16 protein-coding genes are annotated in these 14,116 nt (G+C 72.8%); 11 read left to right on the top strand and 5 right to left on the bottom strand.

Going from position 1 to position 14,116, the window contains the following annotated elements:
• Positions 1-212: 212 nt before the first annotated feature.
• Positions 213-1,379 (bottom strand): glycoside hydrolase family 3 N-terminal domain-containing protein, encoded by a 1,167-nt coding sequence (locus tag PD653B2_RS20930; protein ID WP_207559469.1) that lies wholly within the window; start codon positions 1,377-1,379, stop codon positions 213-215.
• Between the two features lie 76 nt (positions 1,380-1,455).
• Here PD653B2_RS20930 and PD653B2_RS20925 point away from each other — a divergent pair, with 76 nt between their 5' ends.
• Both PD653B2_RS20925 and PD653B2_RS20920 read left to right on the top strand, forming a co-directional pair.
• A complete protein-coding gene (locus PD653B2_RS20925) occupies positions 1,456-2,028 on the top strand; it encodes an ArsR/SmtB family transcription factor (RefSeq protein WP_207559470.1) in 573 nt (190 codons plus the stop codon).
• Positions 2,028-3,269: an MFS transporter gene (locus tag PD653B2_RS20920; protein ID WP_085874349.1), complete on the top strand. Its 1,242-nt coding sequence runs from the start codon at positions 2,028-2,030 to the stop codon at positions 3,267-3,269. The genes PD653B2_RS20925 and PD653B2_RS20920 overlap by 1 nt, the downstream gene beginning before the upstream one ends.
• Here PD653B2_RS20920 and hisC read toward each other — a convergent pair.
• The 3 genes from hisC to PD653B2_RS20905 all read right to left on the bottom strand — a co-directional run bounded on the left by hisC (position 3,259) and on the right by PD653B2_RS20905 (position 5,903).
• Entirely contained in the window at positions 3,259-4,329 is a 1,071-nt protein-coding gene (hisC, locus tag PD653B2_RS20915) for a histidinol-phosphate transaminase (protein ID WP_085874348.1), read from the bottom strand. The two genes, PD653B2_RS20920 and hisC, sit on opposite strands and share 11 nt — an antisense overlap.
• Positions 4,330-4,334: 5 nt before the next feature.
• The gene (locus PD653B2_RS20910) at positions 4,335-4,901 is read right to left on the bottom strand and encodes a VanZ family protein (RefSeq protein ID WP_133059055.1); all 567 of its coding nucleotides are present in this window, start codon (positions 4,899-4,901) and stop codon (positions 4,335-4,337) included.
• 111 nt (positions 4,902-5,012) lie between these two features.
• The gene (locus tag PD653B2_RS20905; protein WP_242665383.1) at positions 5,013-5,903 is read right to left on the bottom strand and encodes a dimethylarginine dimethylaminohydrolase family protein; all 891 of its coding nucleotides are present in this window, start codon (positions 5,901-5,903) and stop codon (positions 5,013-5,015) included.
• A 104-nt stretch (positions 5,904-6,007) separates the two neighbouring features.
• Here PD653B2_RS20905 and PD653B2_RS20900 point away from each other — a divergent pair, with 104 nt between their 5' ends.
• From PD653B2_RS20900 to PD653B2_RS20860, 9 genes are read left to right on the top strand one after another with little or no spacing between them, the layout of a single operon-like run.
• Positions 6,008-6,688, top strand: a complete 681-nt coding sequence (locus PD653B2_RS20900; protein WP_085874346.1) for a GntR family transcriptional regulator — start codon at positions 6,008-6,010, stop codon at positions 6,686-6,688.
• Positions 6,689-6,710: 22 nt separating this feature from the next.
• Positions 6,711-7,103: a phage holin family protein gene (locus PD653B2_RS20895; protein WP_085874345.1), complete on the top strand. Its 393-nt coding sequence runs from the start codon at positions 6,711-6,713 to the stop codon at positions 7,101-7,103.
• Entirely contained in the window at positions 7,103-7,603 is a 501-nt protein-coding gene (locus PD653B2_RS20890; protein WP_242665382.1) for a low molecular weight protein-tyrosine-phosphatase, read from the top strand. The genes PD653B2_RS20895 and PD653B2_RS20890 overlap by 1 nt, the downstream gene beginning before the upstream one ends.
• Positions 7,600-8,466: a fructosamine kinase family protein gene (locus PD653B2_RS20885; RefSeq protein WP_085874344.1), complete on the top strand. Its 867-nt coding sequence runs from the start codon at positions 7,600-7,602 to the stop codon at positions 8,464-8,466. Before PD653B2_RS20890 ends, PD653B2_RS20885 begins: the two co-directional genes overlap by 4 nt.
• Positions 8,467-8,509: 43 nt before the next feature.
• Positions 8,510-9,214: a response regulator transcription factor gene (locus tag PD653B2_RS20880; RefSeq protein WP_089504034.1), complete on the top strand. Its 705-nt coding sequence runs from the start codon at positions 8,510-8,512 to the stop codon at positions 9,212-9,214.
• A complete protein-coding gene (locus PD653B2_RS20875) occupies positions 9,211-10,644 on the top strand; it encodes a sensor histidine kinase (protein ID WP_242665381.1) in 1,434 nt (477 codons plus the stop codon). Before PD653B2_RS20880 ends, PD653B2_RS20875 begins: the two co-directional genes overlap by 4 nt.
• On the top strand, positions 10,641-11,186 hold the full coding sequence (locus PD653B2_RS20870; protein ID WP_085874343.1) for a DUF3558 domain-containing protein: 546 nt from the start codon (positions 10,641-10,643) through the stop codon (positions 11,184-11,186). Before PD653B2_RS20875 ends, PD653B2_RS20870 begins: the two co-directional genes overlap by 4 nt.
• Positions 11,187-11,200: 14 nt before the next feature.
• The gene (locus PD653B2_RS20865; RefSeq protein ID WP_242665380.1) at positions 11,201-12,049 is read left to right on the top strand and encodes an acyl-CoA thioesterase domain-containing protein; all 849 of its coding nucleotides are present in this window, start codon (positions 11,201-11,203) and stop codon (positions 12,047-12,049) included.
• A 34-nt stretch (positions 12,050-12,083) separates the two neighbouring features.
• Complete coding sequence (locus tag PD653B2_RS20860) at positions 12,084-12,647, top strand: DUF3558 domain-containing protein (protein ID WP_085874342.1); 564 nt, start codon at positions 12,084-12,086, stop codon at positions 12,645-12,647.
• Here PD653B2_RS20860 and zwf read toward each other — a convergent pair.
• On the bottom strand, positions 12,644-14,089 hold the full coding sequence (gene zwf, locus PD653B2_RS20855) for a glucose-6-phosphate dehydrogenase (RefSeq protein WP_085874341.1): 1,446 nt from the start codon (positions 14,087-14,089) through the stop codon (positions 12,644-12,646). The genes PD653B2_RS20860 and zwf overlap by 4 nt on opposite strands.
• Positions 14,090-14,116 lie beyond the last annotated feature (27 nt).

Here is a 14,116-nt window from a genome sequence, read left to right as displayed (position 1 = left end):
CGACCCGTCGCGAGTGCACCGTCCCGGAACGCCGACCCGTCGCGAGTGCACCGTCCCGGAACGCCGACCCGTCGCGAGCCCCCGACATGTTCCGGCCCCTCGGCGTGCCGAAGCGACGGGTGAGCGCCCCCACCACGTGCCGAAGCGACGGGTGAGCGCCCCCACCGCGTGCCGAAGCGACGGGTCAGCGCCCCCACCGCGTGCCCCGGCGATCAGAGCAGGTGGCGGTGCTGCTTGGCCGTGAGGACCCGCAGCGCGGCGGCGTCCACCTTCGCCCGGAAGGCCTCGTCGTGGCGCGCCCGGGCGAGCACCGCGGCGTACATCGCGGGGACCGGGTCGGGGTCGACGGTCAGGACGATGTCGCCGCCGGCGCCGATGAAGCGCAGCGCCCGGCCCGCGGGCGTGAACCGGGCGACCTGGGCCGCGCGGGCCAGGTCGTCGGAGACCACAACACCCTGGAAGCCGAGGTCGCCGCGGAGCATGGTGTCGACCACGAACGGCGAGAAGGCGGCCGGCCGGTCGGCGTCGAGGCGGGCGTAGTACGCCGTCGACATCATCACGAACGGCGCCCCGGCCTCGACGGCCGCCCGGAACGGCTTCAGGTAGGCGTCGTGGCGGGTGGTGACCCGGTCGGTGACGCCGGCCTTCGTGTCGGTGTTGGCGTTGACCCGGCCCAGGCCGGGGAAGTGCTTGACCGTGGGGACGACGCCGCCGTCCGTCATCCCGCGCAGGAACGCGAGGCCGTGCCGGGTCACGACGCGCGGCGTGTAGCCGAACTCGCGGTGGTACCTGCCGATCGGCGGGTTGTGCTTGGCGGCCTTCCGGCCCGGCACCGTGTCGAGGACCGGCGCGAGGTCGAGGTCGACCCCCGCCTTGCGCAGCTGGCGGGCCCAGGTCTTCGCGGCGGCGCGCAGCCGGGCCGGCGCCCAGGTGCCCTGCTCGAGGGCGGACGGCATCGCGGCGAAGCCCGGGCCCTGCAGCACCTGCACCTGCCCACCCTCCTGGTCGGTCGCGACGAGGAGACCCACGCCGTCCGTCGAGGCGGCGGACACCTGCGACCGCATCGCCCGGGAGACCCGGGCCGGCTTCTCGACGCCGTCGTAGCTGCGGCCGGTGAGGATCACGTTGCCGACGTGGAAGCGACTGATCTGTCGCTTCGTCGCGCGGTCCACCTCGTCGGCCGGCGTGCCGACCATGAAGAGCTGGCCGACCCGCTGCGCCAGCGTCATGTCGGTCAGCACCTGGTCGGCGGTGCGGACCTTCGGCGCGTGCGCCTGCGCCCGATCGGGAGCGTGCGCCGAGCCGGCCGACGGCACCAGCAGCGACACCCCGAGCGCTGCGGCGGAGACGGTCAGGACAACGCGGCGGGTCGGGAGCACGCGGGGACCGTACCGGGTCGAGGTGACGACAGAGAAGTGTTTGCAAATGAATCTTTGCAGTCTTACGGTGGCGCCCATGGACCTCACGTCGATCACCCCGTCGCCGCAGCAGATGAAGGCGCTCACCCATCCGGTCCGGGTGCGGATGCTCGGGATGCTGCGCATCGACGGGCCGGCGACGGCGACCACGCTCGCCGGCCGGCTCGGGCTCAACACCGGCGCGACGTCCTACCACCTGCGCCAGCTCGCCCAGGCCGGCTTCGTCGCCGAGGACACCGCGCTCGGCAACGCCCGTGACCGTTGGTGGAAGGCGGCTCACCAGTCGACCACCACCGACACCGCGGGCCCGGCCGACCCCGAGTCCCGCGACACCCTGGACGCCTACCTGCAGTCGGTCGTCGTCGTGATGACGGAGCGGCTGCAGCGCTCCGTCGAGGAGCTGCCGATGCTGCCCGAGGAGTGGCGCGACGCCACGACGTACAGCGACTGGGTCGTCACGCTCACCCCGCGCCGGGCGCGCGCCCTGATCGAGCAGCTGATGACGAGCATGCAGGAGATCGACGAGGAGGACGACGACGACGCCGCCCCGTTCGTCTTCCAGCTCAACGCCTACCCCTACCCGGGCAAGGTCGCCCCGGAGGACTCGTGATGGGCGCCCGGAGACCGCTCTACGGCTGGTTGACGGCCGAGGCGATCTCGCTGACCGGCACCCGGGTGTCGATGATCGCGCTGCCGTGGTTCGTGCTGACGACGACGGGCAGCGCCACGAAGACCGGCCTGGTCGCGCTCGCCGAGATGCTTCCGCTGGTGGTCCTCAAGGTGCTCGGCGGCCCGGTCATCGACCGGGTCGGCGCCCGGCGGGTGGCGATCACCTGCGACCTGCTGTCGGTGCTCGCGGTCGGCGCGATCCCGTTGCTCCACGAGTCCGGCTGGCTGCCGTTCCCGCTGTTCCTGCTGCTGGTCGCGCTCGCGGGCGCCCTGCGCGGCCCGGGCGACGCCGCCAAGGCCGCGCTGACCCCGGCGGTCGTGGCCGAGGCCGGGGTGCCCATGGAGCGGGCGACCGGCCTGCACTCCACGATCGAGCGGACCTCCGGGCTGCTCGGTGCGGCGATCGCCGGCGGGCTGGTCGCGGTCGTCGGCGCGGCCGACGCCCTGGTCGTCGACGCGGTCAGCTTCGGACTGTCCGCGGCCGTGCTCGCCTGGGCGACCACCTCTCTCCGGCGCCCGGTCGCCTCGGTGGGCGAGGAGCCCGAGGTGCCCTACCGGGCCCGGCTCCGTGAAGGCTGGACCTTCCTGCGCGGCGACCGGGTCCTCCTGGGGATCGCGGTCATGGTCGCCCTCACCAACCTGCTCGACCTGGCGTACGCCACGGTCCTCGTGCCGGTCTGGGCCGCGGAGACGACCGGCAGCGCCGCGACGGTGGGCCTGGTCTTCGCGACCTTCGGCGGCGCCGCGGCGATCGGCGCGATGTGCGCGGCAGCCTGGGCCGCCCGGCTGCCGCGCTACCAGACCTACCTCGTCGCGTTCCTGGTCTGCGGCGCGCCGCGCTTCGTGGTCTTCGCGGTCGACGCGCCGATGTGGGCGGTCCTCGCCGTCTGCGTCGCGGGCGGCTTCGCCTCCGGCTTCCTCAACCCGATCCTCGGCGCGGTCATCTACGAGCGGATCCCCGACCGGCTGATGGGCCGGGTCACCTCCCTCAACACGGCCCTGTGCTTCGCGCTGATGCCGTTCGGCGGCATCCTCGGCGGACTGCTCGTCGCCGGCTTCGGCCTATCGGCCGCGCTGCTGGTCGTCGGCGCGGCGTACTTCCTCGTCACGATGCTGCCCGCTGTCGACCCCCGCTGGCGCGAGCTCGACCGCCGCCCGGCCCCCGAGCCGGTCAGCGCCTGAACGCGGCCGCGACCGCGATCAGCCGGTCGTTCGCCTCGGTCTCGCCGATGGAGACCCGGGCACCCTCGCCGGCGAACGGCCGGACCACGATGCCGGCCTCGTCGGCGGCGAGCGCGAACTCGGCCGTCCGCTCGCCGAGCTCGAACCACACGAAGTTGCCCTGCGCGTCGGGGACGACCCACCCGACGTCCCGCAGCCCGGCGACCACGCGGGCCCGCTCGGCGACGAGAGCCTCCACGCGCTCCAAGAGCTCGTCCTGCCGCTCGAGCGACGCGATCGCCGCGGCCTGGGCGACCGTCGAGACGCCGAAGGGCAGCGACACCGCCCGCAGCGCGGCGGCGATCTCCGGCGGCGCCACGGCGTACCCGACCCGGAAGCCGGCCAGCCCGTAGGCCTTGGAGAAGGTGCGGGTGAGCACGACGTTGTCGTGGCGGCGGTACGTCGCGACACCGTCGACCGCGTCGTCCATCCGCACGAACTCGACGTACGCCTCGTCGACCACGACCACGACGTGCGACGGCACCTTCGCGAGGAAGGCGTCGAGCTCGGTCTGCGTCACGGCCGGGCCGGTCGGGTTGTTGGGCGTGCAGACCAGCACCACCTTGGTGCGGTCCGTGACCGCGGCGGCCATCGCGTCGAGGTCGTGCCGGCCGTCGGCGAGCACCGGCACCTTCACCGTGAACGCGCCGGCGGCGGTGACCGCGATCGGGTAGGCCTCGAAGGAGCGCCACGCGCAGACGACCTCGTCGCCGGGGTCGCAGAACGCCTGCACCAGCTGGTAGATCAGCCCCACCGAGCCGGTGGCGACCGACAGGTCGTCGACCGGTACGCCGAACTTCTCCGACAGCGCGGCGTAGAGCGCGCTGCTCCCCATGTCGGGGTAGCGGTTCATCGTCGCCACCCCCGCCTGCACGGCCTCGACCACGCCCGGCAGCGGCGGGTAGGGGTTCTCGTTCGAGGACAGCTTGTAGGACGTCATCCCGGGCCGGACGGTCGGCGGCTTCCCCGCGACGTACGGCGGGATGTCCGCGATGGTGGCGCGCGGCCGGGGCTTCGACATGCCCGTCAGGCTAACCGCCGCGGTCGGCGGTACCTCCACGGGCGGAGCAGCACCGCCAGCACGATCCCGATGCCGACCCCGAAGACCGCGCCGGTCACGTTGTCGATCACGTCGGTGACGTCGCAGGCCCGGTCGAGCCGGGCGAGCTCGAGCTGGGTCGCCTCGATCGCGACCGAGTACGCCGCGAGCAGCGCCAGCCCGGCCGGCACCAGCACCCGGGCCGCCCGCCAGCGGGCCACGGCGACGACCAGGAGCGCACCCGACGGGATGAACACCACGACGTTGAGCAGCCGCTGACCGCCGGGGACGATCCAGAACCCCTCCGGCGCCGGACCGCCGATGTCCCAGGAGCAGGTGGTCTGGCGGCCCTCGGCCGCCACGATGCCGGGGGCGCCGTCCGCCGGGAGCAGGGTGATGGTCCCGAGCACCGCCAGCGACCAGACGAAGCCGGCGATCGCGATCGCCGACACCCAGCCGAGGCGTGGCCGCAGCGCGGCGGCGAGCAGGCCGCAGAGCAGGCCCGAGGCCGCGACGAGCAGCAGCATCACCCCCACGCCGCCGACTGGAAACACGCCGCCGACGGTAGCGGGCGCACCGAGGGGCCCGAGGAATCGGACCTCGGGGCTCGCCACGGTCGGCCCGGGCGACCTCGGCCCGGTGACCGGCGGCCGCCCACTCCACGATCACACCGGCGGGAGGACGACCTCACCACCAGGGACGGACGGGAGGTCCCGGCCGATCCGGACGTCGACGGGGTTGGTGAGGCAGCGGATCGAGCCGCCGCCCTTGTGGAACTCCGACACGTCCACGATCACCACGGTGAAGCCCCACTCCTCGAGCTGGGCACGGACCCGGTCGGGGCAGGCCGGCATCACGACGGTGCGGCCGATGACGATCGAGTTGGCGCAGAACGTCGTCAGCGCCTCCTCCTCGGTCAGCACCAGCGGCTCGGGCACCAGCGCGAGCACCGCGGCGGCCGAGGCCTCGTCGAGGGCCGCGGGACAGACGATCGCGCGCCGGTCGTCGAGCGGGCAGAAGGCCAGGTCGAGGTGGTACATCCCCGGGTGCGTGATCCGCAGGCCGCGGACCCGGATGCCCAGGTCGCTCGCGAGGTGCTTGAGCGCCAGCTCCTCGGTGCGCGGGCCGTAGCCGACGACCAGGGCGTCGCCGAACGCGAAGGCGTCGCCCGCCTCGAGGTGGGCGCCGACGCCGTCGCGACCGACGTACGACGTGGCGAAGCCGCGCTCGGCGAACCAGGGGTGGGCCGAGCCGGTCTCCATCCGGCGCTCGGCGTAGCGCATGTGTGACAGCACGACGTGCTCGGCGCCGTCCGCGCGGACCAGGCCGAGGCCGAGGTTCATCGCGTAGACCATGTCGGGCGCGTCCGGGCGCTGCGGCAGCGCCTCGACGGTGCCGCCGAGCCGCTCGATGGTGGCGACCAGGTCGCGCCACTGCGCCAGCGCGAGCTGGGGATCGGGCTGGTCGGCGGGGTCCATGAAGGGGTTGATGACGTACTCGACGCGGAAGTGCGTCGGCTCGACCATGACGTACCGGCGACCCCAGCTGAGCTCCACGAACCCTCCTCATTTCTCGGAATGCCAGATTGTCGGACAATCTGACAGTTCGCCCAGTGTGGCGCACGGAGGGGTCCGGGGGCAAACTCCGGCAGACTGTGGCCATGACCGAGTCGCCGGGGCAGTTCGCGTCCCTGCACCTGGAGCTCTCCTCCACCGTCGACCGGGTGGCGGCGGAGCTGCGGCGGGCGATCTTCGACGGCGAGCTCGAGTCCGGCACCCCGTTGCGCGAGGTCGCGCTGGCCGCCTCGCTCGGCGTCTCGCGCCCGACCGTCCGCGAGGCCCTCACCGTCCTGGTCGCCGAGGGGCTGGCCACCCGCGAGCCCAACCGCGGCGTCGCGGTCTCCACCCCCGACCCCGGCTCGGTGCGCGACATCTGCCGGGCCCGGCTGGTGCTCGAGGGCGCCGGCGTACGCCGGTGGCGCGACGCCGACGAGCAGCACAAGGACGCGGTCCGGAGCGCATTGGTCCGCTACACGACCGCGGTCCGGTCGGGCGGGTCCTACCAGGAGCTCAACGAGCGGCACCTCGCGTTCCACGTCTCGCTGGTCGGGCTCAACGACTCCCCGCGCCTGACCGCCATGACCGAGAGCCTGATGGTCGAGCTGAAGCTCGCGCTCGCGCAGGTCGACCGGCTCCGCCGCAACGCCCACGACCAGGCCGACAGCCACACCGCGCTGGTGATGCTGCTCGAGCGTGGCGACATCGACGGCGCCTCGGAGTTCCTGCGTCGCCACCTCGAGGACGCGGAGAACTCGATCATCCAGGCCCTGGGACTGGGCTGAGCCGGGCCCCTAGGGTGGGGCCGTGGGATTCCTCAGGTTCATCGGGTGGCTGCTGACCAACGCCGTGGCGCTCGCCGTGGCCGCTCAGCTCTTCGACGGGATCGGCTTCGGCGGGTCCGACGACTGGCAGGACAAGATCTGGCCGCTGCTCTTCGTGGCGCTGATCCTGGGCATCGTGAACTCGTTCGTCAGCCCGATCCTGAAGTTCCTCTCCATCCCGTTCATCATCATCACGCTGGGGCTCTTCCTGCTCCTGATCAACGCGCTGATGCTGCTGTTCACCGAGTGGCTCGCGGGCCTGTTCGACATCGACTTCTACGTCAACGGGTTCTGGACCGCGGTGGGCGGCGCGATCGTGATCACCGTCGTCACCTGGATCGTGGGCCTGATCGTCGGCGACACCCAGGAGGCGTAGTGCCGCCCGCGCTGCCCCCGGCGCGGGTCCCCGGTCGCTACCGGATCGAGCTCGTCTGCCTCGGCAACATCTGCCGCTCCCCGATGGCGCACGTCGCCCTGGAGGCGCGACTGGACGACGCCGGCCTCGGGGACCGGGTCGGCGTCACGAGTTCGGGCACCGGGGACTGGCACGTCGGCAACCCCATGGACCGGCGCGCGGCCGCGACCCTGACCGCCGCCGGGTACGACGCGACCCGCCACCGCGCCCACCAGTGGGCAGGAAATGACGCCGACCTGGTGCTGACCATGGACACCCAGAACCTCGCCGACGTCGGTGGCCCGAGCGACCGCGTGCTGCTCTTCCGCGACTTCGACCCGCTCGAACCCGGGAGCGACGTACCGGACCCGTACTACGGTGGTGACTCCGGATTCGAGGAGGTGCTCGCGATGGTCGAGCGCACTGCCACGGCGATCGCCACCAGGCTCGCCGAGCAGCGACCCTGGGGCAACCACTCGTGACCCGCCAGCCGCTGGTCGCGCGCCGTGCCGAGGAGCTCCTCGGCTCGGCGGTGGTGGCCACGGCACCGGTCGCGGGGGGTGACGTCGCGACCGCCACCCGGCTGCGCCTCAGCGACGGGACCACCGCGCTGATGAAGACGCTGCCGCACGCCCCCGAGGACTTCTTCACCGACGAGGCGGCGGGCCTGCGCTGGCTGGCCGAGGTCACGCCCGACGGCGGCGCGCACGTGCCCGAGGTGCTCGGCGTCGACCACGAGTGCCTGATCATCCGCTGGGTCGAGCCCGGCAAGAACTCCGTCGACGTCGCCGCCGCGCTGGGCCGCGAGTTGGCCGCCACGCATGCGGCCGGCGCACCGTCGTACGGGCTCGACCGGGACGGCTTCATCGGCCGGCTGCCGCTGCCCAACCGCCCGGCCGACACGTGGGCCGAGTTCTACGCCGTCCGGCGGGTGCTGCCCTACCTCAAGCTGGCCCGCGACCGCGGCGCCGTGACCGACTCCCAGGCCGCGACCATCGAGGCGATCGTGCCCCGGCTCGCCGACCTGGTGCCCGAGGAGCCGCCGGCCCGCCTGCACGGCGACCTCTGGAACGGCAACGTCCTGTGGGGTCTCGACGGACACGCGTGGCTGATCGACCCGGCGGCGTACGGCGGCCACCGCGAGGCCGACCTGGCGATGCTCGCGCTCTTCGGGCTGCCGCACCTGCCGCGCGTGCTCGACGCCTACGACGAGGCCGCGCCGCTGGCCGACGGCTGGCAGGACCGGGTGTCGGTGCACCAGATCTTCCCGCTGCTCGTGCACGCCTGCCACTTCGGCGGCGGGTACGGCGAACGCGCCGCCGACGCGGCCGCGAAGTACGTCTGATGGCTCTCAGTTCGGGCTCAGGCTCGGCTGGCACAGTAGGAGCGTGACCACGACCCCCGTGCCGAAGCCGCGCGTCCTCGTCGTCGACGACGACCGGGCCGTGCGCGAGTCCCTGCGGCGGTCGCTGGAGTTCAACGGCTACGACGTGTCGCTGGCCGCCGACGGCGCCGAGGCCCTGGCCGGCATCGCCGTGGCCGCCCCCGACGTGGTCGTGATGGACGTGATGATGCCGCGTCTCGACGGGCTCGAGACGACCCGGGCGCTGCGCACCGCCGGCAACGACCTGCCGATCCTCGTGCTCACCGCCCGCGATGCCGTGGGCGACCGGGTCGAGGGACTCGACGCCGGCGCCGACGACTACCTCACCAAGCCGTTCGCCCTGCAGGAGCTGCTCGCCCGGCTCCGCGCGTTGCTGCGCCGCGTGGTCCCGCGCGAGGACACGCCCGACGAGACGCTGACCTTCTCCGACCTGTCGATGGACATCGCGACCCGCGAGGTCCGTCGCGGCGACCGCAGGATCGAGCTGACCCGCACCGAGTTCACCCTCCTCGAGATGTTCCTGCGCCGGCCGCGCCGGGTGCTGGAGCGGTCGTTCATCCTGGAGGAGGTCTGGGGCTACGACTTCCCGACCACCGCCAACTCGCTCGAGGTCTACGTCGGCTACCTGCGCCGCAAGACCGAGGCCGAGGGCGAGACGCGCCTGATCCACACCGTGCGCGGGGTCGGCTACGTGCTGAAGGAATCGTGACCGCGACCGAGCCCGATGCATCCCCCGATCTGGCCCCGGAGATGATCGAGGGTCGCTGGCACTACCGCCGATCCCTGGCGAGTCGGGTCACCCTGCTCACGACGATCGCGGTCGGGCTGGCGGTCGCCTTCGTGGCTGCCGGCGCCTACTTCACCGTCCGGATGCAGCTCCAGACCACGCTCGACGACTCGCTGGTCGACCGGGCCCGGGCGGCCCAGGCCGACGAGATCTGCAACTCCCGGTCCGCGCCCGTCGCGCTCCTCGAGGCCGCCAACGTCTGGGTCGCCTGCTTCGAAGGCAGCCCTCTCGGCGTCGCGTCGGACCCCAACGTCCCGTTCAAGCTCGGCGAGCCGGAGGCCGACGTGGTCCGCGGCGTGGACAGCAAGTCCCTCCGGACCGTCGTCGGCACCGACCACACCCGCTGGCGCGTGGTCGCCGTCCACCGCAGCGGCGGCCAGACCCTGGTGCTCGCGGAGTCGCTGGACTCCGAGGAGACCGTGCTGCGCAAGCTCGGCATCGTGATGTTCCTCTTCGGCCTGGCCGGCGTGATCGCCGCCGGGATGGCCGGCTGGGGTGTGGCCCGCAACGGCCTGCGCCCGGTGCGCCGGCTGACCGCCGACGTGGAGCGGATCGCCCGCACCGAGGACCTGCGCCCGCTGCCGGTCGAGGGCGACGACGAGATCGCCCGGCTCGCGACCGCGTTCAACCAGATGCTCGCCGCGCTGGCGGCCTCGCGCGACCGGCAGCGCCAGCTGGTCGCCGACGCCGGCCACGAGCTGCGCACCCCGCTCACCTCGCTGCGCACCAACCTCGACCTGCTCAGCCAGGCCGACGGCCAGGCCGGCGCCGGCCTCCCCCCGGAGGCGCGCGCCGAGCTGCTCGACGACGTCCGCGCCCAGATCGAGGAGCTGACCACGCTGATCGGCGACCTGATCGAGCTGGCCCGCGACGAGCCGCTGACCCACGTCGTCGAGTCGGTCGACGTGCCCGAGCTGGTCGACCGGGCCGTGGCGCGGGTACGACGACGGGTGCCCGGCATCACCTTCGACGTCGAGACCGGCCCGTGGTTCTGCATCGGCGAGCACGCCGGCCTCGAGCGCGCGGTCACCAACCTGCTCGACAACGCCGCCAAGTGGAGCCCGCCGGGCGGCACCGTGACCGTCCGCCTCGCGGACGGCACCCTCACCGTGGACGACGAGGGGCCCGGCATCGCGGCGGAGGACCTCCCCCACGTCTTCGACCGGTTCTACCGCTCCCAGGAGTCGCGCACGATGTCGGGCTCGGGCCTCGGCCTCTCGATCGTGCGCCAGGTCGCCGAGCGGCACTCCGGCACCGTCGAGGCGGGCAGGTCGCCGGCCGGAGGCGCCCGGCTGACCCTGGCGCTGCCCGGCTCCACGCTCCCCGTGCCCGACTGGATCCCGACCACGTGAGGGCCCACGCGATCGTCGTCGCCGTGCTCGCGGCGGTGGCGCTGGCCGGCTGCTCGTCGTCCGACGACATCCCCGCCGCGGACCCGTCGCAGGCCGCGTCCCCGGCGGACGTCGGCTGGAGTCCCTGCGACGGGCTCGACGCCGCGACCGTCAGCAGGTTCATCGGCGAGGAGATGAACGAGGACACCGGCACCGCCGACCAGCCGCGGTGCACCTTCACGCCGGTCGTCGAGGGCGGGCCGGCGTTCGACGTCAACTACCTGTGGTTCGACGGCGGGCTCACCGAGGCCCTGGACTCGATGGGCACGGTGCCCGGCACGGTCACCGACATCGACGTCCGCGGCGCCGACGCCGCGCGGCTCGTCGTGCACGCCCGGCGCCCGGCGATCTTGGTCACCGGCTTCGTGCAGTCCGGCGGGCTGGTGCAGAGCGTCAACACCGTGCAGCTACGGCCGTACGACGAGCGGACGGTCGTCGCGGCCACGAGGAGGCTGCTCGAGACCCTGGTTCGCGAGGCGCCGGCGGACTCCTCGGCACCCTGAACCACAATGGCGCCGTGACCGACCAGATCTCCTTCTTCACCCACGACGGCGACGACCTCGTGCCCACCGCGCTGGCCTGCAGCATGTGGAGCGACGACCAGATGCACGGCGTCGCCCTCAGCGGCGCGCTGGCCCGGGCGGCCGAGGCCACCGTCGTGGCGGCCGGTCGCGACGACCTGCGACCGGCCCGCTTCGTCGTCGACCTGTTCAAGCCCGCCCGGATGGTGCCGTGCACCTTCGCCACCGAGGTCGTGCGTGAAGGGTCTCGGATCTGCCTGGTCGACGTGACCATGTCGCAGGAGGGTCAGCGGGTCGCGCGCGCGTCGGCGACGTTCCTCAAGCCCACCGCCGCCGCGCCGGGCGAGGTGTGGAGCCCCGAGACCCACCCGGAGCCGCCGCCGCTCGACGTCGCCCCGGTGACGACCGAGCCACGGGTGCCGTTCTTCCACTCGTCGGTCGGCTGGTCGCAGAACTTCACCGAGCACCAGAACGCCGACCGCAAGGCGTCGTGGAGCAGCGCCATCCCGGTCGTCCCCGACGAGCCGCTCACCGGCTTCCAGGCCGCGGCGGCCACCGCCGACGGCGCCAGCATGGTCACCAACTGGGGGAGCAACGGCGTCGAGTACATCAACACCGACATCGCGATGACCCTGGCCCGCGCGCCCGAGGGCACCGAGATCGGCCTGCTCGCCACCGACCGGGTCGAGGTCGACGGCATCGCGGTCGGCACCGCCGCGATGTTCGACCGCTGCGGCCCGCTCGGCACGGTGATGGTGGCCGCGCTCGCGAACGCCCGGCGGACCGTGGACTTCGCGCAGGTCGAGTACACCGACGACGGCCGGCGGCGTACGACGTCGGCCTGATTGGGCGGGCCCGGCGCGGGGCAGCATCCCGCCCATGAAGCCCGCCCTCGCCGCCCTGGTCGCCGTCCTGCTGCTCGGCGCCGGGTGCAGCGGAAGCGACGACGGGCCGGAGGCGTCCAAGGACCCCACGGATGCGGCGATGTCGGCACTCGAGTCGTCGATGGCGTCGGCGGAGGCGCCGATCGAGACCGACCTCCCCCACCCCTGCGACCAGGTCACGAAGGCCGACGCGGAGGACCTGGTCGGCGGCCAGGTCACGGTCAGCCGGATCCCCGAGAGCGGCGCGGCGACGGTGATGACGTGCAGCTACACGTCCGTCGACCTCGACCACCCGTCGGTGACGCTGCAGACCACGGTCGACGGCGGCTCCCTGAAGCTCTTCGTGCAGCTGACCACGGCGACCGGCGGCAAGGCCTACGCCCTCGACGTGCCGGGCACCGACGAGGCCGCCCTGATCCGCGACGAGGACCCCGACTTCCCCACCACCACCGCGGTCACCGAGCTCGACGGCACCATCCACACGGTGATCGTCATCGACGGCACCGAGGAGCAGCAGGCCGACCTCGCCCGGAGCGCGCTGATCGCCCTGATCAGCTAGGGCGCGTAGGGGTTCGACTCGCGCCAGGAGCGCTCGAACGGCAGTCGCCAGGCGTGCGGGGCGATCAGCTGGTGGATGGCGTTCGGGCCCCAGCTGCCCGGCGCGTAGACCCGCACCGGGGGCGGGTTGGTGATCAGCGGGGTGGACTTCTCCCACAGCGTCTCGATGCCCTCGGCCGTCGTGAAGAGCGTGTGGTCGCCGCGGATCGCGTCGTGGATCAGTCGCTCGTAGGCCTCGAGCACGCCCCCGGACGACGAGGTCTCGTGGGTCGCGAACTGCATCGACAGCTTCTCGAGCTTCATGCCCGGGCCGGGGCGCTTGCCGTAGAAGGACAGGGACATCTTCGACTGGTCGGCGAGGTCGAAGGTCAGGTGGTCCGGGCCCTGCGTGCCGGCGTTGGAGCCCGCCGGGAACATCGTGAGCGGCGGCTCCTTGAACGCGATCGAGATGATCCGCGCGCCCTCGGCGAGCTTCTTGCCGGTGCGCAGGAAGAACGGGACGCCGGCCCACCGCCAGTTGTCGATCTCGACCTTGAGCGCCACGAACGTCTCGGTGTCGGAGTCGTCGGCGGTGTCGCGGTGCTCGCGGTAGCCGGCGTACTGGCCGCGGACCACGTGGTGCGGCTCGATGGGCCGCATCGAGCGGAAGACCTTGAGCTTCTCGTCGCTGATCGGCCCGGGTGCCAGCGAGGTCGGCGGCTCCATCGCCATGAACGCCAGCACCTGCATCAGGTGGGTGACGACCATGTCGCGGTAGGCGCCGGTCGACTCGTAGAACTTCGTGCGCCCCTCGAGGCCGAGGGTCTCCGGCACGTCGATCTGCACGTGGTCGATGAAGTTGCGGTTCCAGATCGGCTCGAAGAGCCCGTTGGCGAAGCGGAACGCCAGGATGTTCTGGGCCGCCTCCTTGCCGAGGAAGTGGTCGATCCGGAAGATCTGGCTCTCGTCGAAGACCTCGTGCAGGCGGGCGTTGAGCTTCTTCGCGGACTCGAGGTCGGTGCCGAACGGCTTCTCCATGATGATGCGCGACCGCGCGACCAGCCCGGCCTCGTCGAGCTGGCGCACGACGTCGAGCGCGGCCTTCGGCGGCACGCTCAGGTAGTGGAGGAAGTGCACGTCGCGGTCGTCGGCGCCGAGCAGGCCCTCGGTCCGGCGTACCTCCTCGGCGAGCGCAGCCGGCCCGGCGGACTGGGGCACGTAGCTCAGCAGCTCGGCGAACGGCTCCCACCGGGCTTCGTCGACAGGCCCGTGACCGAACTCGTCGCAGGACGTGCGGGCGATCTTCACGAACGTCTCGGTGTCGATGTCCTCGAGCGAGGTGCCGACGATGCGGGAGTCCTCGAGCAGACCCGCCTCCCAGAGGCGCAGCATGCCCGGCAGCAGCTTGCGGCGAGCCAGGTCGCCCGTCGCACCGAAGAGCACGACGACATGCGGGTGTTCCATGCCTTCCACGGTAGCCACCCTGTGTTG

Origin of the sequence: Nocardioides sp. PD653-B2 (genome assembly GCF_002117935.1) — a bacterium.
Taxonomy (GTDB): Bacteria; Actinomycetota; Actinomycetes; order Propionibacteriales; family Nocardioidaceae; genus Nocardioides.
The sequence above is the reverse complement of the archived record's forward strand: the minus strand, read 5'-3'. Positions and strand labels throughout refer to the sequence as shown.